The 18,881-nt window shown below is 69.4% G+C and carries 15 protein-coding genes and 2 tRNA genes; 11 read left to right on the top strand and 6 right to left on the bottom strand.

Going from position 1 to position 18,881, the window contains the following annotated elements; genetic code table 11:
* Positions 1-846 precede the first annotated feature (846 nt).
* Positions 847-919 (top strand) — tRNA-Glu (locus ABYF38_RS02285).
* A gap of 102 nt (positions 920-1,021) precedes the next feature.
* Positions 1,022-2,185 carry a glycosyltransferase family 4 protein gene (locus ABYF38_RS02280; protein WP_371152511.1) on the top strand — a complete coding sequence of 388 codons (1,164 nt, stop codon included), beginning with the start codon at positions 1,022-1,024 and terminating at the stop codon, positions 2,183-2,185.
* A 16-nt stretch (positions 2,186-2,201) separates the two neighbouring features.
* On the opposite strand, the gene ABYF38_RS02275 is transcribed toward ABYF38_RS02280, so the two are convergent.
* On the bottom strand, positions 2,202-2,930 hold the full coding sequence (locus ABYF38_RS02275) for an IclR family transcriptional regulator (RefSeq protein WP_371152510.1): 729 nt from the start codon (positions 2,928-2,930) through the stop codon (positions 2,202-2,204).
* 82 nt (positions 2,931-3,012) lie between these two features.
* On the opposite strand from ABYF38_RS02275, the gene leuC reads away from it, so the two are divergent.
* Both leuC and leuD read left to right on the top strand, forming a co-directional pair.
* Complete coding sequence (gene leuC, locus ABYF38_RS02270) at positions 3,013-4,419, top strand: 3-isopropylmalate dehydratase large subunit (RefSeq protein ID WP_371152509.1); 1,407 nt, start codon at positions 3,013-3,015, stop codon at positions 4,417-4,419.
* A gap of 18 nt (positions 4,420-4,437) precedes the next feature.
* Positions 4,438-5,037 (top strand): 3-isopropylmalate dehydratase small subunit, encoded by a 600-nt coding sequence (gene leuD / locus ABYF38_RS02265; RefSeq protein WP_371152508.1) that lies wholly within the window; start codon positions 4,438-4,440, stop codon positions 5,035-5,037.
* A 292-nt stretch (positions 5,038-5,329) separates the two neighbouring features.
* Here leuD and ABYF38_RS02260 read toward each other — a convergent pair whose 3' ends face one another.
* Positions 5,330-7,372, bottom strand: coding sequence for an acyltransferase family protein (locus tag ABYF38_RS02260; RefSeq protein WP_371152507.1), 2,043 nt, complete (start codon positions 7,370-7,372; stop codon positions 5,330-5,332).
* A 174-nt stretch (positions 7,373-7,546) separates the two neighbouring features.
* Here ABYF38_RS02260 and murA point away from each other — a divergent pair, with 174 nt between their 5' ends.
* The 5 genes from murA to ABYF38_RS02235 all read left to right on the top strand — a co-directional run bounded on the left by murA (position 7,547) and on the right by ABYF38_RS02235 (position 12,679).
* Positions 7,547-8,863, top strand: coding sequence for a UDP-N-acetylglucosamine 1-carboxyvinyltransferase (gene murA / locus ABYF38_RS02255; protein WP_371152506.1), 1,317 nt, complete (start codon positions 7,547-7,549; stop codon positions 8,861-8,863).
* Between the two features lie 48 nt (positions 8,864-8,911).
* Entirely contained in the window at positions 8,912-9,961 is a 1,050-nt protein-coding gene (locus ABYF38_RS02250; protein WP_371152505.1) for a lysophospholipid acyltransferase family protein, read from the top strand.
* A complete protein-coding gene (locus ABYF38_RS02245) occupies positions 9,958-10,977 on the top strand; it encodes an NAD(P)H-dependent glycerol-3-phosphate dehydrogenase (protein WP_371152504.1) in 1,020 nt (339 codons plus the stop codon). The genes ABYF38_RS02250 and ABYF38_RS02245 overlap by 4 nt, the downstream gene beginning before the upstream one ends.
* A gap of 39 nt (positions 10,978-11,016) precedes the next feature.
* Complete coding sequence (locus ABYF38_RS02240) at positions 11,017-12,126, top strand: D-alanine--D-alanine ligase family protein (RefSeq protein WP_371152503.1); 1,110 nt, start codon at positions 11,017-11,019, stop codon at positions 12,124-12,126.
* 274 nt (positions 12,127-12,400) lie between these two features.
* A complete protein-coding gene (locus ABYF38_RS02235; protein ID WP_371152502.1) occupies positions 12,401-12,679 on the top strand; it encodes a FeoA domain-containing protein in 279 nt (92 codons plus the stop codon).
* 172 nt (positions 12,680-12,851) lie between these two features.
* On the opposite strand, the gene ABYF38_RS02230 is transcribed toward ABYF38_RS02235, so the two are convergent.
* The gene (locus ABYF38_RS02230) at positions 12,852-13,250 is read right to left on the bottom strand and encodes a hypothetical protein (protein WP_371152501.1); all 399 of its coding nucleotides are present in this window, start codon (positions 13,248-13,250) and stop codon (positions 12,852-12,854) included.
* A gap of 62 nt (positions 13,251-13,312) precedes the next feature.
* Here ABYF38_RS02230 and ABYF38_RS02225 point away from each other — a divergent pair, with 62 nt between their 5' ends.
* On the top strand, positions 13,313-14,230 hold the full coding sequence (locus ABYF38_RS02225) for an ATP-grasp domain-containing protein (RefSeq protein ID WP_371152500.1): 918 nt from the start codon (positions 13,313-13,315) through the stop codon (positions 14,228-14,230).
* A gap of 157 nt (positions 14,231-14,387) precedes the next feature.
* Here the strand turns inward: ABYF38_RS02225 and ABYF38_RS02220 are convergent, their stop codons facing one another.
* The 3 genes from ABYF38_RS02220 to orn all read right to left on the bottom strand — a co-directional run bounded on the left by ABYF38_RS02220 (position 14,388) and on the right by orn (position 17,417).
* The gene (locus ABYF38_RS02220) at positions 14,388-15,416 is read right to left on the bottom strand and encodes a hypothetical protein (protein WP_371152499.1); all 1,029 of its coding nucleotides are present in this window, start codon (positions 15,414-15,416) and stop codon (positions 14,388-14,390) included.
* A 758-nt stretch (positions 15,417-16,174) separates the two neighbouring features.
* A tRNA-His gene (locus tag ABYF38_RS02215) sits at positions 16,175-16,250 on the bottom strand.
* A gap of 432 nt (positions 16,251-16,682) precedes the next feature.
* Positions 16,683-17,417, bottom strand: a complete 735-nt coding sequence (gene orn / locus ABYF38_RS02210) for an oligoribonuclease (RefSeq protein ID WP_371152497.1) — start codon at positions 17,415-17,417, stop codon at positions 16,683-16,685.
* Positions 17,418-17,595: 178 nt separating this feature from the next.
* On the opposite strand from orn, the gene ilvA reads away from it, so the two are divergent.
* Positions 17,596-18,837, top strand: coding sequence for a threonine ammonia-lyase IlvA (gene ilvA / locus ABYF38_RS02205; RefSeq protein ID WP_371152496.1), 1,242 nt, complete (start codon positions 17,596-17,598; stop codon positions 18,835-18,837).
* Positions 18,838-18,881 lie beyond the last annotated feature (44 nt).

The following is an 18,881-nucleotide window of genomic DNA, read 5'->3' as shown; positions in this document are numbered from 1 at the left end:
GCGCTGTGGTCGCGTTAGGCGGCGTCGATGCTCGCCGTTGGTGCGGGTGTGCGCAAGCGATCGAGGGCTTAGCGCACCTCTCGTAGGGTTGGTGCACCTCTCGTGGGCTTAGTGAACCAGTCGTAGGCTTACCCGGCCGGGTAACCCCTCAATCGGTGCACCAAAAGCTCAACAGCTGCACCAAGAGCTCAAAAGGTCGGGAAACCCTACAACCGTTTGCGCAACAGTGCCCGGCCCAGTCCCCGGGGTGGTCGGTTCAGCTCGCGAGGTGGTCGTTCCAGTCCGCCAGGAGCTCCGGTACCCGGGGCGGGCCGGCGTGGTCCCCGGAGTGTGCCGGGCCGGGCGAGACTGACGGGATTCAGGGGCGACGCTGACGCCCGTCAGTAAGGTGCCCACACCAATGCTCCGGCTGCGGTGGGCGTGTCCTGAGCGGTGTGGCGGCGCCCGCCTCCGGGAGGCGGGCGCTGGAGTAGGTTGCGCAAACAGTTGCGTCTTTCTTGTACCTCTTGAGCCGTTCGTGCAGCGGATGCGTCTTTGTTGCAGCTCCTGAGCCCTTAGGACGTGTCGTAGCGCATCAAGAGGTCACATTAGGGCTCAGGAGGAGCCACAAAGGCTCAACTGGTCGGGCAAAGGCGCGATCGTTTGCGCAAGCCCGATGGCTGCGCCTCGCACGAGCAGCGAGCGCGTTACGCGAGTCTCCGCCCGCGTGGATTACCCGCCGCCCCGCATCCCCGCCGCCCCGCAGCCCCGCCCCCACCCGCTGGGCCTGTGTGTCATTTCACGGGCGTTCGATTGGCGCTGGCCCCGTGCGGGTCGCTAATGTTTCACCTGTTCGCGCAAGCGAGTGGCCCCGTCGTCTAGCGGCCTAGGACACCGCCCTCTCAAGGCGGCGGCGCCGGTTCGAATCCGGTCGGGGCTACAAATTGAGGCGGCCCGGAGTTTTCTCCGGGCCGCTTTCGTCTCCGGGCCACTAACCCTGTTTCCGGCCAGCTCCCGTGGCGCGTGTGCAACACTTCGACTCATGCGGATTGTGCACATTAGCGACTGCTACACGCCCCGGTTGGGCGGCATCGAGACGCTGGTGCGGGAGCTAGCCACCGCCCAGCACGCGTCCGGACACGAGGTGACGGTGCTGACCGCGACTCCCGACCGCGATGGTGTGGCCGGCGCGCGCTGGCCCGATCCGTTCGAGGTGGTGCGCGTAACGTCGCCCCTGCCGAGGCGCTTTCCGGCGGCGGCGTTTGCGTTCCGGCGCCTGAGGGCGCAGCTGGGCGCTCTGCGGCCGGACGTCGTCCACGTGCACGCCGGCGTGATCAGCGTGTTTGCTTGGCCGGGCATCGAGGCCGCTCTTTGCTTGGGGATCCCCGTGCTGGTGACGTGGCACAGCACGGTGCCGATGCGGGTGGCCGGCGTGGCTGCTCGCTTGGGGTGGGTGCGTAGGTGGCAGGAGCGCGGCGCCGAGCTGACGGCGGTTTCCGGCCTGGCCGCTGGGCGGGTTGAGCTGTGCGGCGCGAAGTCTGTTGGCGTGCTGCCGAACGCGATCGATTTATCGGCCTGGATTGGGGCGAGTGAGGGGGACGACGTTGCCGCGCCGCCGCCCGGTGCTTCCGCCGGCGAGCGGGTGGTGACGGTGGTTAGCGCCGTGCGGATCGTGAAGGCGAAGCGTCCCGAGGTGATGGCTGCGGCTTTCCTGGAGGCGGCCAGGCGCGTGCCTGGCGCGCGGGCGCGGTTCATTCTCTGCGGCGACGGCCCCGAGCTGGGGGCGTTGCGTGCTCGGCTTGCCCGTCACGACGAGCGGGGGTTGATTGAGCTGCGTGGGCGGGTGGACCGCGGCGACCTGGCCGCGCTTTACCGCGACTGCGATGTCTACCTCACCGCCCGGTTGGACGAGGCCTTTGGTCTTTCTCCGTTGGAGGCGCGCGCTGCGGGCCTGGCGGTGGTGGGCCGCGCGGGCACCGGGATGGACGATTTCATCACGCATGGCGAGCACGGCCTGCTGGCCGGGAGCGACGCGGAGCTGGCGGATCACCTGGCCGCGCTCTTGGCGCGGCCGGAGCTTTTGGACAGGCTGAAGCGGAACAACCGGCAAAGCCCCATCCCGTATTCGCAGGATGAGGCTTTGCGGTGGGTCATGGACGCTTACGGGCGCGCCGTCGCGCGCCGGCGAAAACTCAGGTGGGCGTAGCGGCTAGGCGCGCCGATCAGTGCCCGGCCTGGACCAGTAGCTCTGAGAGCCGGTTGGCGGCGGCGGCCACCATCTCGCCGTAGATGCGCCCGGGCTGGCGGCCCATGCGCTCGATGGGTCCAGATATCGAGACGGCGGCGATGACGCGTCCGCCCTTGCCTCGCACTGGGGCGGAGACGGAGCAGACGCCGGCCTCGCGCTCCGAGACGGACTGGGCCCAGCCGCGCCGGCGCACCCCGGACAGGGTGGTGGCGGTGAACGATGCTCCCTTGAGTCCGGCGTGCAGGCGGTCGGGGTCCTCCCAGGCCAGCAGTACCTGGGCGCCGGAGCCGGCCAGCATGGACAGGGTGACACCCACGGGCACGGAGTCTCGCAGGCCGGAGGGGCGTTCCGCTGCGGCCACGCAGATGCGGTGGTCTCCCTGCCGGCGGTAGAGCTGTGCGGACTCGTCGGTGTGGTCGCGCAGCATGGCCAGGACGGGGCCGGCGCAGGCCAGGAGGCGATCCTCTCCAGCGGCTGCGGCAAGCTCCGCCAGGCGGGGACCCAGTACAAAGCGGCCGTGGGAGTCCCGCGACACTAGGCGGTGGTGTTCAAGTCCCACCGCGAGGCGGTGGGCGGTGGGTCGGGTGAGGTGGGTTGCTGCAACAAGCTGAGCTAGCGTGGCGGGGCCGCCCTCAAGGGCGTCCAGCAAGGCCACGGCCTTGTCCAGCACTCCGATTCCACTTGAAGAGTTCGTCTCGTCCATGAGATGATATTGCCATCTCAGTAACTGAGATGCAAGCAATCGGTGGAGTGAATTTCTATTCACGGACCTGTGGAGGTGTTCGGTGGGCAAGACGCTCGCAGAAAAGGTGTGGCAGCAACACGTGGTGCGCGCTGGTGCGCAGGGCCAGCCCGACCTGCTCTACATCGACCTGCACCTGGTTCACGAGGTCACCTCCCCGCAGGCTTTCGATGGCCTGCGCATGGAGGGGCGGCCGGTGCGCCGTCCCGACCTGACCATCGCTACGGAGGACCACAACACCCCGACGCAGAACATCGACCAGCCCATCGCTGACCCGATCTCCCGCTTGCAGATTGAGACGCTGCGGAAGAACTGCGCCGAGTTTGGCGTGCGCATCCACTCCCTGGGGGACGCGCAGCAGGGAATCGTGCACGTGGTGGGCCCCCAGCTTGGCCTGACCCAGCCCGGCATGACCGTGGTGTGCGGCGACTCCCACACCTCCACGCACGGTGCGTTCGGCGCCCTGGCGATGGGAATCGGCACCTCCGAGGTCGAGCACGTGCTAGCCACCCAGACGCTGCCCCTGAAGCGCTTTAAGACCATGAGCGTGACGGTCAACGGGTCCCTGCCGGAGGGCACCACGGCCAAGGACGTCATCCTTGCCGTGATCGCCAAGATCGGCACGGGTGGCGGTGCGGGCCACGTGATCGAGTACCGGGGGCAGGCCTTTGAGGAGATGACGATGGAGCAGCGGATGACCGTCTGCAACATGTCCATCGAGGCCGGTGCCCGCGCCGGCATGGTGGCCCCCGACGAGACCACCTTCGCCTACCTCAAGGGGCGCCCGCACGCCCCGCAGGGGGAGGACTGGGACGCCGCCGTGGCGGCGTGGCGCGAGCTGCGCACGGATGACGACGCCGTCTTCGACACCGAAGTGGTGCTCGAGGCCGCAAACATCACGCCCTTTGCGACCTGGGGAACCAACCCCGGGCAGGGCGTGCCGCTGCACCAGACGGTGCCGGACCCCGAGTCCTTCGAAGACGAGACGGACCGCGCCGCCGCCCGCCGCGCGCTGGAGTACATGGACCTGCGCCCGGGCATGCGGATGAAGGACATCAAGGTAGACACGGTCTTCCTGGGTTCCTGCACCAACGGCCGCTTGGAGGACCTGCGGGCCGCCGCCGCGATCCTGGACGGTAAGCGGATCAAGGAGGGGCTGCGCATGCTGGTAGTGCCCGGGTCGGCCAAGGTACGCCTGGCCGCAGAGGCTGAGGGCCTGGACAAGATCTTCATCAGGGCCGGAGCGGAGTGGCGCAACGCCGGCTGCTCGATGTGCCTGGGCATGAACCCGGACCAGCTCACGGCGGGGGAGCGCTGCGCCTCCACCTCCAACCGCAACTTCGAGGGACGTCAGGGCCCGGGCGGCCGCACCCACCTGGTCTCGCCCCCCGTTGCCGCCGCCACCGCCCTGCTGGGGCACCTGGCCGCCCCGTCCGACCTGCCCGCCTGAGCCCGAGGAGAATAAGAAATGGAAAAGTTCACCGTTCACACGGGCATCGGTGTGCCGCTGCGCCGCTCCAACGTGGACACCGACCAGATCATCCCGGCCGTGTTCCTGAAGCGCATTACCCGCACGGGGTTCGACGACGCCCTCTTTGCCGCCTGGCGCAAGGAGCCGGATTTCGTGCTGAACCAGGAGCCCTACCGGGCCGGTTCGGTGCTGGTGGCTGACACGGACTTCGGCACCGGTTCCTCGCGCGAGCACGCGGTGTGGGCGCTGCGCGACTACGGCTTCAAGGCGGTGCTGGCACCGCGCTTTGCGGACATCTTCCGCTCCAACGCCGGCAAGCAGGGCCTACTGGTGGCGCTGATCGACGAGGCCACCCGCGACGCCCTGTGGGCGTACATGGAGGCCAGTCCCGGTGCCGAGGTGACTGTGGACCTGGTGGAGCGACAGGTGCGCTTTGGTGACCAGGCCGCGCCCATCGAGGTGGACGACCACACGCGCGAGCGCTTGCTGGCGGGCGCAGACGACATCGCCATCACGCTGCAGAACGAAGCGGACATCTCCGCCTTCGAGGCCACCCGGCCCTCATTCAAGCCCAAGACGCTGCCCGCCCGCTGGTAGGGGGTGGTGGGGGTGCCGTGTTTGAGCGGTGCGCCCGGGCTGTTGCTCGCCCGCTGGTAGGGGGTGGTGGGGGTGCCGTGTTTGAGCGGTGCGCCCGGGCTGTTGCCCGCCCGCTGGTAGGGGGTGGTGGGGGTGCCGCGTTTGAGCGGTGCGCCCGGGCTGTTGCCCGCCCGCTGGTAGGGGGTGGTGGGGGTGCCGCGTTTGAGCGGTGCGACCGGGCTGTTGCCCGCCCGCTGGTAGGGGCTTCTTGCCCCACGCCTCAGTTAGTCGGCCACCCGGCCAGCTGGCCCAGCTAGCGGGCCGGGGTGGCGAAGCTGTCCAGCGCCGCCTGCACGGCGGCGGCGTAGACGTCGCCGCCCTCCTCGCTGGGGTGGATCAGGTCGTCCGCCAGCAGGTCGGTGCGTGCGGCGATCGCGGTGTCCCAGTCCGCGATACGGACGCGGTCCTTGTGGGCGGCGGCGAACTGGCGGGCCACCTGGTTGTTGGGCGCCATCCACTCCACCGTCTCCGGGCCGTAGGCGGTGACCAGCACCAGGCGGCGGCCGGGAGCCAGCGAGGCCAGGAACTCCTCCATCTCCTCCAGGGAAACCGGGCCGTTAGAGAGCAGGGAGACCACCACGAACGGGCGCTGCCCGTAGGTGGCGTCCAGCCCGGCCAGGATCTCCTGCGCGGAGAGGAAGTGGCGCGAGACCTCGGCGTCGATGGCGCTGTCCACCAGCTGCTCGGCCAGCGAGGGCGCGGAGGCCAAGGTGACGGAGTCTCCCACCACGGCGACGTCGGCCCCCTGCACCGGCACGGAGATCGGCGGCACCGGCGTGGGCGTCGGTTCGACGGGCGAGGGGGAGGGGGCCGGCTCGCTGGGCGCCTCGGGACTCGCGGAGGCGGGGGCGGCAGCGTCGTCGCTGGGAGAAGCGGACGCGGCGGCCGGCGGGGAGGCAGGTGCGGCTGGGGTGGCGGTGGCGAGCGCGCGCCTGCCCGCCTCGATGCTCGCCTGCGCCTGCGACATGGCGGGCTGGTGGGCCAGCGCCCACACGAACGCGCTGCACACGATCACAATGGCCAGGCCGGAGGCCAAGAACGCCTTGTGCGGCATGGTGAATAGCCGCCTGGCCGCGCCGCGCCAACCCGAGTTGCGCACCGGTTCCTCCACGTATTTGTAAGAAAGGGCCGCCAGGGCAACCGACGCCAGGCTGACTGCCAGTGCCCCCCAAAGCGAAGGCACCCTGCGGGCGGCGTAAAAAAGCAACACGTACAGCGGCCAGTGCCACAGGTAGATCCCGTAGGAGCGTTCGCCGATCCACGTCAACGCGCGCGCACCCACCACCTTTTGCAGCCAGCGGGCCGGGCCCGGGTGACTGGAGGCGGAAGGCAAAAGCGCCTGCACCACTCCAACGGAGAGAACGGAGGCCACCAGCAGGGCGCCCATGCCGCGCGTGTCCGCCACCAGCCACGCCAGACCAGGCACTCCCGCCAGCACGCCGGCGCTGAGCGCGACCAGCAGCACCACCGAGACCCAGCCGGCCACGCCACGCCACGTGGCGCGCACGCTGGAAGTTCTGGCCGTAGAACTCAGCCCGGAGCGGTTGAGCAGCGCCAACGCCGCCCCCAGCATCAGGCCAAAGGAGTGCGTGTCGGTGCCGAAGTAGGCGCGCGACGCTGCCGCCCCGGCCGAAGTCAGTGCCACCCCGGCCCCAAACGAGGCCGCAGCTATCAGTACGCACAGGACCGCAGCCACCCTGCGGGCCTGCCAGTGAGCGGCCCACGGGAAGGCCCGAATGAGGCGGTCGGCCAGCCAGACGATGCCCAGCAGCAACAAAGGCCAGACCAGGTAGAACTGGGCCTCGATCGCCAGCGACCAGGTGTTCGTCAGCAGCAGCGGCTGGGTGTGGTCGTAGTAGGAACCCCCGGCAAAGATCTCCACCCAGTTGGAGACAAAGAAGAGCGAACCCAGGGTCTGGCGGCGCACCGCCAGCAGCGCATCGCCGCCCACCACGGCCGCCATGCCCACCACGGTCACCACCGCCAACACGAGCGCGGGCACCAATCGGCGCCAGCGCCGCAGGAAGAAGCCCCGCAGGTTGACCCGGCCGCTGCGCTGGGTCTCGGCCAGCAGTAGCGAGGTGATCAGGAAGCCGGACAGTACAAAGAACAGGTCCACCCCCAGGCGCCCCTGGGGAGCGAGCTTGGGGAAGAAGTGGTAGCCAAGCACAAAGACGATGGCCAGGGCCCGCAGGCCGTCCAGCGGCGCAAGGTGGCGCTTGCCGGGGCTTCGCGGCACACCTGCGGAGGTGGAGGGCTTGCCGTTTCGAGCAGCGCCAATCGGCTTAGCTTGCAATACCCTTCCCTCCGATAGACCAAGGGCGAGCCTAGCTCGAATGACCATGCCAGGCACCATCCAATGACTGACGTATGGATAACACCTCGCGGTTGCCCACGGCCCGCCGGTATGTGTGACGAGTGCGGGGGCAAGGGACGTAAACTCTTTTCGAGAACTTGCGGGAGGAGAGCCATGGCAGTCATGCGCGTTGAGGGCGGCAAGCCCCTGGTTGGCGAGATCTTTGTGCGCGGCGCAAAGAACCTCGTCTCCAAGGCCATGGTGGCGGCGCTCCTGGCTGAGAGCCCCTCCGTGCTGCGAAACGTGCCGCTGATCCGGGACGTGGACGTGGTCAGCGACCTGCTGCGCCTGCACGGGGTGGAGGTGGACTTCGACGAGGAAGCCGGCGTCCTGCGGATGGACCCGGGCCACGTCAAGGAAGCCGCCGTGGCCCAGGTGGGTGAACTGGTGGGTGCCTCCCGCATCCCGATCCTGTTCTGTGGCCCGCTGCTGCACCGGCTGGGCCGCGCCTTCATCCCCGACCTGGGTGGTTGCCGGATCGGGGACCGGCCGATCGACTTCCACCTGCGCATCCTGCGCGAGTTCGGTGCGGTGATCGACAAGGTGCCCGACGGCATCGAGATCTCCGCCCCCAACGGCCTGCGCGGCGCGATCATCGAGCTGGAGTACCCCTCCGTGGGGGCCACCGAGCAGATGCTGCTCACCGCCGTGCGCGCCCAGGGGCGCACCGTGCTGAAGAACGCGGCGGTGGAGCCGGAGATCATGGACCTGTGCGCGGTGCTGCAGAAGATGGGCGCCCGCATCTCCGTGGCCGCCGAGCGGGTCATCACCGTGGACGGCGTGGAGGAACTCAAGGGCTACCAGCACACCGCGCTCGCGGACCGCATCGAGGCGGCCTCCTGGGGCGCGGCAGCCCTGGCCACCGGCGGCGACATCATGGTGCGCGGCGCCACCCAGCCGGAGATGATGACCTACCTGAACGTGTTTCGGAACATCGGTGGCGCCTTCGACGTCACCGAGGAGGGCATCCGCTTCTCCCACCCGGGTGGCGACCTGCAGGCGGTGGCCATCGAGACCGACGTGCACCCCGGCTTCATGACCGACTGGCAGCAGCCCCTGGTGGTGGCGCTGACCCAGGCCAGCGGGCTGTCCATCATCCACGAGACGGTCTACGAAAACCGCTTCGGTTTCACCTCCGCGCTGGTGGACATGGGCGCCAAGATCCAGGTCTACCCCAACTGCCTGGGCCCGCTCACCTGCCGGTTCGGGGAGCGCTCCTTCCAGCACAGCGCCGTGGTCTCCGGCCCCACCCCGCTGCACGGCGCCGACATCGAGGTGCCCGACCTGCGCGGCGGCTTCAGTCACCTGATCGCGGCCCTGACCGCCTCCGGCACCTCCCGCGTGCACGGCATCGAGCTGATCAACCGCGGCTACGAGCATTTCAACGCCAAGCTGCGCGCCCTGGGCGCGCGCGCCACCATGGAGCGTTGAGTCAAACCAGTGAACAAATCGAGGCAGTCTGTGGGTAGAAGTTATCCGTTGTTCTATCGCGTCTCCGGCGCCGTTGCGCGCCTGCTGATGCGTTCGGTGGCCCGTCTGCGCTGGCAGCGCGTAGACAACTTCCCGAAGGAGGGCGCGTTCCTGGCGGTGGGCAACCACGTCTCCAACGCGGACGGCCTGACGCTTCTCCACCTGCTGCTGGACCAGAAGATCCCGGCGCGCATCCTGGCCAAGCACGAGCTGTGGCGCATCCCCGTGCTGAGCTTCTTCCTGCGGCGCAGCGGCCAGGTGCCGGTGGTGCGCGGCTCTGCCCGGGCGGTGGAGGCGCTGTCGGCGGCATTCAACGCGTTGGAGAAGGGGGAGGTGATCGCCCTCTTCCCGGAGGGCACGCTGACCTCTAACCCCGACCTGTGGCCGATGACCGCGAAGCTGGGCGCCGCCCGCCTGGCGCTGGCCTCCCGCGTGCCGGTTATCCCGGTGGGGCAGTGGGGCGCGCACGCCCTCTACCGCCGCGAGGGCGGGGTGCCGCGCTTCTGGCGCCGCCCGCGCATCGTGGCCCGCGTGGGCAAGCCGGTGGAGCTGAGCGACCTGTACGGCCGCACCGACGCCGCCGCCTACAAGGAGGCAACGCACCGCATCATCCTGGCGCTCACTTCGCTGGTGGAGGAGCTGCGCGGCGAGCAGGCCCCCATGCCGATGTGGGATTCGCGCCGCGACGGCCGCACCTATGACACCTCACCGCGTGTGCACGACGTCCAGTGGAACCCGCTCCTGAGCGTGCCTGCCGAGCAGTCGCGTGGCGGCGACATCACCGAACTCCTGGAACGCGAGGCCGCCGCGCCGGCCGGTGGTGGCTACGACTCCGCCCCCTACACGTGGGGCAAGCGGGCCGACGACGCTGCCCGGCCGCGCCCCGAACTGGCCGGCCCGTCCGTGCCCGCCTCCTCCCCGGAGGCCGTGGCCTCCAAGCAGGCCGGTGAAAAGCGGGCCGAGCAGGAGGGGGCGACCGGCGGAGCGTCGGGCATCAAGGCGGATCGAATCGTTGCGCCCGAAAAGCCGGGCAGCCAGCAACCCGGGCAGGGAGCATGAACGGTCACATCGCCGTAATCGGCACGGGCGCGTGGGGCACCACGTTCGCGCAGGTGTGCGCGCACGCAGGTAACCAGGTGGTCATGTGGGGGCGCGACGCGCAGGTGGTCGCCTCCATCAACGCCCACTGCAACGAGCGCTACCTGCCGGCGCTGAGGCTGGATCCCAAGATCGGTGCCACCACGGACATGCTCGGTGCCGTGGAGGGCGCCCAGCTGGTGGTAGTGGCGATCCCGTCGCAGATCGCCCGCGAGGCGCTGGCCCCCATTCGCGGCAAGCTGGGGCCCACGACCGTGGTGCTCTCCCTGATGAAGGGAATCGAGCTGGGCACGGACCTGCGCATGAGCGAGGTCTTGGCCCAGGCGCTCGCGGTGGACCTGGCACAGGTGGCGGTGCTCTCCGGGCCCAACCTGGCCAGTGAGATCGCCGAGCAGCAGCCCACCGCCACCGTGATCGCCGCCAAGGACGAGGCCGTGGCAAACCGGGTGGCGCAGCTGTGCGCCGCGCCCTACTTCCGCCCCTACACGAACACCGACGTGGTGGGAGTGGAGCTGGGCGGCGCCGTGAAGAACGTGATCGCCCTGGCCGCCGGGATGGCGCTCGGACTGGGGTACGGGCAAAACACCGCCGCCACGATCATCACCCGCGGCCTGGTGGAAACCACCCGCCTGGGCGAGGCCATGGGGGCGGAGCGAGAGACCTTCGCGGGCCTGGCCGGCATGGGTGACCTGGTGGCCACCTGTGCCTCGCCGTTGTCTCGCAACCAGCGATTTGGGCGCGCGATCGCGGAGGGCTGCAACCTCGAAGAGGCCCAGCGGCGCACGGGTGGAACGGCAGAGGGCGTGAAGTCATGCCAGTCGGTCAGCCACTTGGCCAAGAAGCTTGGGGTGGACATGCCCATCACCTTCGGCGTGCTGGCGATCCTCCACGGCGGAATCGACCCCAAGGAAATCACACGCGTGCTGCTGTCCCGCCCCCGCAAGGCCGAGGGCGTCAGCGGCGCCACCCAGGAATGACCCTGAACAGGGCGCAATTATCAAGGTAGTGAGGTCATCTTGACTGAGGCACAGTCCGGCGCAGCGAAGCCCCGGGTGGCGGTAGTTTTCGGTGGACGCTCCGGCGAGCACGGCATCTCCTGCGCCACCGCGTCCAACGTGCTGGCGGCGATCGACAGGTCCCGGTACGACGTGGTGCCCGTGGGCATCACCCGCGAGGGACAGTGGGTCCTGGTGGCTGACGACCCCGAGCGCTACGCCCTGCGCGACGGCGAGCTGGCGCAGGTGGTGGCGCAGTCCCCGGCACTCCAGGTGGTTCTGGAGGACCGCGGTGTGCTGCAGCTAGTTGCCGGCGCGCAGCGCATCGACGTGGACGTGGTGCTGCCGCTACTGCACGGCCCCTACGGCGAGGACGGCACCATCCAGGGCCTGCTGGAGCTCACCGGCGTGCGCTACGTGGGCTGCGGCGTGCTGGCCTCCGCCGCCGCGATGGACAAGCACACCACCAAGCTGGTCCTGGCGGGCGAGGGCCTGCCCATCGGCCGCTCCGTGTCCATCACCGACTCCCTGTGGCGCCGCGACCGCGCCCTCTGCCTGGAGACCGTGGCGGCCCTGGGGCTGCCCGTGTTCGTCAAGCCCGCCCGCGCCGGCTCCTCCCTGGGCATCAGTAAGGTGGAGAGCGCCGACCAGCTGGTGGAGGCGATCGAGGAGGCGCGCCGCCACGACCCGAAGGTCGTCGTGGAGGCCGCAGAGGTCGGGCGAGAGGTCGAGGTGGCCGTGCTGGGCGGGCGCGACGGCGCCGCCCCGCGCACCGCGCCCCCCGGCGAGATCGTCATGAACGGGCAGAGCGAGTTCTACGACTTCGACACCAAGTACGTGGCCGGCGCGGACCTCAACCAGATCCCCGCCCAGTTGCCCGCGCCCGTGACCAAGCGGCTGCAGGACCTGGCCGCGCGCGCCTTCGAGGCGCTTGGCTGTGAGGGCCTGGCCCGCGTGGACTTCTTTGTCCGCCCCGGTGGCGACGTGGTGATCAACGAGGTCAACACGCTGCCCGGCTTCACCCAGTTCTCGATGTATCCGCAAGCCTGGGTGGCGGCCGGGATGAGCTACTCAGAGCTCGTCACCGAGCTGATCGAGCTGGCGCTGGAGCGGCGCGTGGGACTGCGCTGAGCGGGGGTTTGAGGCGGTAACACCGGTTGCTGCAAACGGTGCGCCGATCCCTACGGGGGCCGGCGCGCTGCGTTTCCGGGGCCGGGTCGGGGTTGGCGCGTGGCCGAGCCGGGGGCGGGGGATGGCCGGGGGTGCCGAGCCGTCACTGCGCGGATGCGGCCTTTCCCCCCTTGCGCGCTCGTATTGAAGGGTGAGACTACGGAGTTCACCTCTTGGAGGAGACCTTGTTGACATGTACGCTAAATTGAATCAATCAAGTTTAGCCAGTGGGGTGATGGTGGTGACTCACCAGCAGGAAATGCAGGAATCTGAGGCGAAACAGATCTCCCTGGACAAGGTGCCGCAGGGGTGCTGGGCAACGGTCATCGCCATCGAGACGGGGCTACCCACGCACCTGAGCAGGCGCCTGCTGGGCTTAGGTCTAGTGCCCGGCACGCGGGTGCAACTGGTCCGCCCGGCCGCCTACGGTGGGCCGGCCATCTTCCGGGTCGCCAATCACGACGTTTGCCTGCGCCCGGACGACGCCTCCGCCATCACCGTGGTGGCAGCGTAGTTGCGCCCCGTGCGCGGGGAGCTGCCGGGCCTCGACAGGTTGCAGCGGTGGTCGGGAGCATGCTCCCAAAGCCAATCCGGCTGCCGGGCCAGGGCGCTTGAGTTAGCGGGTCAGGGGCAGCACGTGGGAGCGGGCCGGGCGTTTTGCTCGGCCCGCCGCGCATTCGCGAGAGTTAGTCCTTCTGCTGGCTGCGGCGTGCGGCCTCGACCTGGGCCCGCTGCCGCGCGGCCTTCTTGGACAGTCCGGCCGTCGAGGGTCGAGCCTGCTTCTGCTCCTCCCTGGCGACGGGAGCCTTGCTGGCGCGCCACGTGGGGCGAGCAATGCCCGCGTCGCGGTCGCGGTTCCACGCGGCCGACACGTCACCAAACAAGGTCTTACGCACGCCACGGTGAACGTCGCGCATCCGGTAGAACAGAATCAGGCCCACTAGGAAGCAAGAGACGATGACGACGGCGCCCCAGAACTCGTCGTACAGAGCAACGTATCCGCCGCCAAATGCCGCCACCAGGGCGCAAACAGTGATCGTGAGGCCGACCGCCCAGCGGTAGTTGCGGCGCTGAGAGAAATCCATTACTCCGTCCTTGGCAGTAGATAACGGTGCAAAGTCTAGCCGCAGCGCGATACGGTTAGAGAATGAGCAAGCCTGTGGTGACCTTTGCAACCAGCGCAGATCAACCGAACCTAGACGGCGAGGAGCACCCGCTCCTGGACGCAGTTGCCGAGCGCGGCATGGACCCGCGTGTGGCAGTGTGGGACGACCCTAGCGTCAACTGGGGCGACGCGGGCGTCGTAGTGGTGCGCGGAGTGCGTGACTACGCGCAAAAACGCTCCCAGTTCATCGAGTGGGCCGGCTCCATCCCGCGCCTGCTCAACCAGGCACCCGTGCTCGCGTGGAACACGGACAAGCACTATCTACAGGAGCTGGAGGCGCGCGGGCTGCCCACCATCCCCACCACCTGGCTGGAGCCCGACGCCGGGCTGACCAAGCACCAGGTGCACTGCCGCTTCCCCGCCCAGGGCGACTTCGTGGTCAAGCCCGCCATCTCCTCCGGCGGTCGCGGTACGGGCCGCTACACCTCCACCGACGCCAAGAGCCGCATGGAAGCGATCACGCACGCCGTGCGCCAGCTTCGCAAGGGCCGCACCGTCATGGTGCAGCGCTACCTGGAGACCATCGACACCGCCGGTGAGATCTCCCTGGTCTTCTTCAACGGCCTCATCTCCCACGCCGTCTCCAAGCAGGCCATGCTCCACCCCTCCTTCCGCTCCGTGGAAGAGGTGCAGCGGGAGACTGCCGTGCAGGTGCGGGAGGTAACCGAGGCCGAGCGCAACTTCGGTGAGCGCGTGCGCAGCGTGCTGCACGGTTACATCAAGGAAACCGTGGGCCGAGACATGCAGCTGCTGTTCAACCGCATCGACCTGGTGCCCGACGGCAAGGGCTCCTTCTACGTCATGGAGGTCTCCCTGATCGACGGCTCCCTCTACCTGGGCGCCGTGCCGGAGGCCGTGGGCAACTTCGCCGACGCCATCGCCCAGCGCGTGTTCTGGTAGAACGCCAAAGATGGGCTGAGGGGGCCGCCGGGGCTGTAAAGCCGCTGGCGGCCCCTCAAGTCGCTAATGCGTGCTGAGTGCGGGGCGGGCGCGCGGCCAAGCGATGCCGGCCGCGCGCGGGGCGCGGCCAGGAGGTAGTGGCCGTGCTGGCACGCGATCAGTCCACCCAGACCTCGGTATAGTCGGCGCAGGAGTACCGGAAGGTGGAGTACTTTGCCTCGCGGATGAAGCTCATCTTGCCCACCAGGGTCTTGTCCGCCGGGGACCACTGGGACTCGATAGTCACCTGCGGGTTGTAGGTGCCCGCGTATGCCTCGATGCAGCTGGTCTCGGGGGAAGGCAGATCGGAACGACCATGGGCCGCGAAGAACAGGTCGGTGTAGTCGTAACCGAGCACCACCGCGTAGTAATCCTCGCTAAAGCGGCTCACCCCGACGGACGGGACGGTTACGGTGCCGATCTCCGCCGCGGAGTAGTCGGTTCGGCAGGAGTAGAGGAAGGTGTACCTCCCGGAGATTAGGGCCGGGAAGGTCAAGGTGCCCTCGAAGTGACCGGTCGTGTCCGTCGTGAGGGCGCTGTCGGCGAGGCGGGCCGTGTAGGACTGCCCGTCGTCGCCCGCAATCATCAGGCAGGAAGTCTCCGGCCGGCGCAGGTCGCTCGGGCCCGTGGCCGTGAAGTCCACGTTCAGGCTCAGACCGTCCTGGGAAACGCCCGTCACTTGTGCGGCGTAACTCTCCGAGTACCTGCTTTCTGCCCCAGCCTGCAGTTGCGCCGATGGCGCCTCCGGCAGGCGCAGGTTGGTCCGCGAGGGTGAGGGGGTGGGCGTGGCTACCTGCGTGGTGGTCGCGGGTGTTGCGGACGCAGCCTGAGTTGTTTCGCGTGCGGCGGGGGAGGAGGAAGCGGTAGGGGCTGCAGCCCCCTGCGGCTCGGGAGCCGAGCGGCCCTTGACGAGCCAAACTACCGCTCCGGTAGCCACGGCGGCCAGCGTGACCGTGGCGATGATGGCGGCCATCAGGCCGCGCTTCTTGCCCGGTTCGCGGGCCGAGACCGGGGAAGTGATCGGGGCCGAGACCGGGGCCGGGACCGGGGAAGTGATCGGGGCCTGGGGCGGGAGTGCAGGCGCGGCCGGGGCAGGTTGCGGGGCTGCGGGCGGCGCAGCCGCAGCTGCCACCGGCGGGGGCGGCACAGGAGTAGCCGCCGAGGCTGGGCCCAACGGGGCCGGGCTGACCGCAGGCTGTGTGGGAGGCGGGAAGTTCAGCGGGGCCTCCTGCTGCTGACACCACGGGCACTGACTGTAAGTCTCCGGATAGACGTGCTGGGGATTGAGACGGCAGACCAACATCGGCAGGGCCCTTCCGAGAATGAGTGAGGCCGGGAACGCGCACGCAATGTTGGCGTTCGCGGCAGCGGAGGTGACGGGATGCGGCGCGGGGCGTCGTCCAGGACGGGGCTCGCCGCAGGGGCTCAATCCCGCCGCAGAACCCGGCGGCGCCGGGGCAGGTACCTGCCCCGGCGAGAGCATACTGAGCGCACACCGGGCCGACGGGAAACCGCAGTGTGAGGGAGCCGATCTAGGGGCGCTGCGAGAACGCAACCGGGGAAGGTGCGCCTAGCGCCGCTGGCCGTAGGCCCCGGGCCCGGGCGGCACGGACCGCACTTTTGCGACATTGGGGTACATGCGACCGATCGGGGGCACGGCACCGGGCGGTCGCATGTACCCCGCACTAGCATTTGCGTCGCGCCCCTTGGCGATAAGGCCCCGAGCCCGCGCCGACTCCGCCCAGCCCCGGCGCGTGCGTGGCCCGGTCCTCGTGCGCTTGCCGCCCAGCACACGGCACCCGGTGGGCATGAAAAAGCCCAGTCCGCACGGACTGGGCCACCACGCATTTAGCTGCCTGGACTCACCACATGAAAAAACCCAGTCCGCACGGACTGGGCCTTACCTGGGGTGAGTGACGGGTCTCGAACCCGCGACCTTCTGGACCACAACCAGACGCTCTACCGACTGAGCTACACCCACCAGGGTTGCATGGCGCAACGAATGAAGATGTTATCGCCCCGGGGTCGGAAAAGGGAAATCCTGGCGGTGTATTCCCTGCCACACGGGTGGGCGGGGCCCGGGCCAGGGCGCTGGCCCGGGAGCGGGCCGCCGGCGTACGGGCAGTGACTGGACAGGGTGAGCGCGTCCGCTCCCGGGGGCGCGGGCCGCCAGCGCACGGGCAGTGCCGAACGCGGCGGTCCCACGACCCACTGATTCACTGGCGGGCCGGCGCACGGGCAGTACCCCGCGCCGGTGCCCGGGCCGCGCCGGTTCCCCGGCCCTGCCGAACACACCGGCCCCGAGCAGAGCTGCCCCGCCCCGGCCGCCTACCGTAGGCCGTGCTTAACGCAGCGGCCGGGCGGAACGTCGTCCACCCGGCCACCACCTAAAACAGGCACCTCGCCTTTAGACCTACTCGCCAGCCCCCGCCGGCTTTCCGGCCTCGTACCCGCAGGCCGGCGCCTCAGCCCCCTCGGCAGCCTCGATCGCTTCGCCAGCCTTGACGAAAACCACGCCGGCAGCGGCGGCGCGCTGGTCGCGCTCGGCCAGCAAGCGCCGGGCGGCCCGCTTGCAGGTGGTCATGGAGGGCCCGGGCGGGGCGGGCAGCAGCACGTCGCGGTAGTAGGCAAGCTCCTGGATCGACTCCAGGATGTCCGCCATCGCGCGGTGGCCGCCCTCCTTCTTGGGGGCGTTGTAGTAGGCGCGCGGGTACCAGCGGCGGGCCAGTTCCTTCAGAGAAGAGACGTCCACGATCCGGTAGTGCAGGTGGCTCATCAGCTCCGGCATGTCGCGGTCCAGGAAGGACTTATCCGTGTGCACGGAGTTGCCGGCCAGGATTGCCTTGCGCTCGGTGGGGCAGAACTGCTTGACGTACGCCAGCACGCGGGCCTCCGCCTCCGCCAGGGGAATGCCGCCGTCCAGCTCCTCCAGCAGCCCGGAGGTGGTGTGCATGCTGCGGACGAAGTCGTTCATGCCCTCCAGCGCCGCAGCCGGCGGCTTGATGATGAGGTCGATCCCCTCACCCAGCGGGTTCAGGTCAGAATCGGTGACGATCACCGCGATCTCAACCAGGGCGTCCTGCTGCAGGTCCAGGCCCGTCATCTCGCAGTCGATCCACACCAACGGGTCGTTTTCGCTACTACTCACGGCCCCTAGCTTATGCCCGCCGCCCGGGAAGCCGGGAATACCAGGCGCGCCGGGAGGCCGGGTGCGCCCCGAGACCGCGCCGGGACGCCTGCAGACACCGGCCGCCCGCGAGACACTGCAGGGCGTGGCGGGGCGGGCGCACTATTCTGTAGAGCGGGATAGACACGAAAGGGCTGGTATGACGGCGCTTGATTTTGCGGGCGCGCGCGAGCGCCTGGACGGGGTACTCAAAGAGACGCCGCTGGAGCGCAGCGACCGCCTGAGCGAGGCGGCAGGCTTCCCGGTGCTGCTCAAGCGCGAGGACGTGCAGCGCTGCCGCTCGTTCAAGGTGCGCGGCGCCTACAACGCGATCGCGGCGATGAGCGAAAAGCAGCGGGCGCGCGGCGTCGTGGCGGCCTCCGCCGGTAACCACGCGCAGGGAGTGGCATTCGCCTGCAACGACCTCGGGGTGGAGGGGCAGATCTTCCTGCCGTCCAACACGCCGCGTCAGAAGCGCAACCGGATCGCGGAGATCGGCGGTCCGTGGGTGGAGCAGGTGATCGTGGACGGCAACTTTGACCTCGCCTCCGCGCGCGCCCAGCTGCACGCGATGGAGACTCGCGCGAACTTTGTGCACCCCTTCGACGACCCGCACGTGATCGCGGGCCAGGGCACCACGGCGCAGGAGATCTTCGAGGCCGCCGGGCCGGAGGGGATCGACACCGTGCTGGTGCCGGTGGGCGGAGGTGGCCTGCTGGCCGGCATCGCCGCCTGGTTTGTGCAAAACGCCCCGCAGACGCGCGTGGTGGGCGTGGAGCCGGCCGGGGCTGCCTCGATGCAGGCGGCGCTCGCGGCGGGCCGCCCGGTGGAGCTGGACCGCGTGGACAACTTCGTGGACGGCACCGCAGTGGCCCGCGTGGGTAACCGCTCCTACGAGATCGTGGCGGGGCTGGACATCCCGTTCGTGACGGTGCCGGAGGGCGCGGTCTGCTCCGAGCTGTTGGACCTGTACCACGCCGACGGCGTGATCGCGGAGCCGGCCGGCGCGTTGGCGTCCGCCGCGCTGCGCATCGGCCTGCCGTTCGAGCCCAAGGGCCCGGTGGTGTGCGTGGTCTCGGGCGGCAACAACGACCTTTCCCGCTACGACGAGATCGCCGAGCGCTCGGCCCGCTACCAGGGCCTGCGCCACTACTTCATGGTGCGGTTCCAGCAGCAGCCGGGCGCGCTGCGCTACTTCCTGGACGAGGTGCTTGGCCCCGACGACGACATCGTCCTCTTCGAGTACACCAAGAAGAACAACCGCGAGACCGGCCCTGCCCTGGTGGGCATCGAACTGGCCGACCCGCGCGACATCACCGCCCTGCGCAAGCGCATCGACGCCTCTCCGGTGCACGTGGAGGAGATCCCCAGCGAGTCAGACCTCTTCCGCCTCCTCATCTAGCCTGCCGCCCGGCCTGTGGCCAGTGAGGCCGGTTCGTGACGTAG

The sequence above is a fragment of the Buchananella sp. 14KM1171 genome, assembly GCF_041380365.1.
GTDB lineage: Bacteria > Actinomycetota > Actinomycetes > Actinomycetales > Actinomycetaceae > Buchananella > Buchananella felis.
The sequence above is the reverse complement of the archived record's forward strand: the minus strand, read 5'-3'. Positions and strand labels throughout refer to the sequence as shown.

Bases quoted from the DNA above. Each gene is read 5' to 3' on its own strand.
- ABYF38_RS02275 (WP_371152510.1), bottom strand. From the start codon at position 2,930: ATGGACGAGACGAACTCTTCAAGTGGAATCGGAGTGCTGGACAAGGCC.
- leuD (WP_371152508.1), top strand. From the start codon at position 4,438: ATGGAAAAGTTCACCGTTCACACGGGCATCGGTGTGCCGCTGCGCCGC.
- murA (WP_371152506.1), top strand. From the start codon at position 7,547: ATGGCAGTCATGCGCGTTGAGGGCGGCAAGCCCCTGGTTGGCGAGATC.
- ABYF38_RS02230 (WP_371152501.1), bottom strand. From the start codon at position 13,250: ATGGATTTCTCTCAGCGCCGCAACTACCGCTGGGCGGTCGGCCTCACG.
- ilvA (WP_371152496.1), top strand. From the start codon at position 17,596: ATGACGGCGCTTGATTTTGCGGGCGCGCGCGAGCGCCTGGACGGGGTA.
- ABYF38_RS02225 (WP_371152500.1), top strand. From the start codon at position 13,313: ATGAGCAAGCCTGTGGTGACCTTTGCAACCAGCGCAGATCAACCGAAC.
- ABYF38_RS02235 (WP_371152502.1), top strand. From the start codon at position 12,401: ATGGTGGTGACTCACCAGCAGGAAATGCAGGAATCTGAGGCGAAACAG.
- ABYF38_RS02245 (WP_371152504.1), top strand. From the start codon at position 9,958: ATGAACGGTCACATCGCCGTAATCGGCACGGGCGCGTGGGGCACCACG.
- ABYF38_RS02280 (WP_371152511.1), top strand. From the start codon at position 1,022: ATGCGGATTGTGCACATTAGCGACTGCTACACGCCCCGGTTGGGCGGC.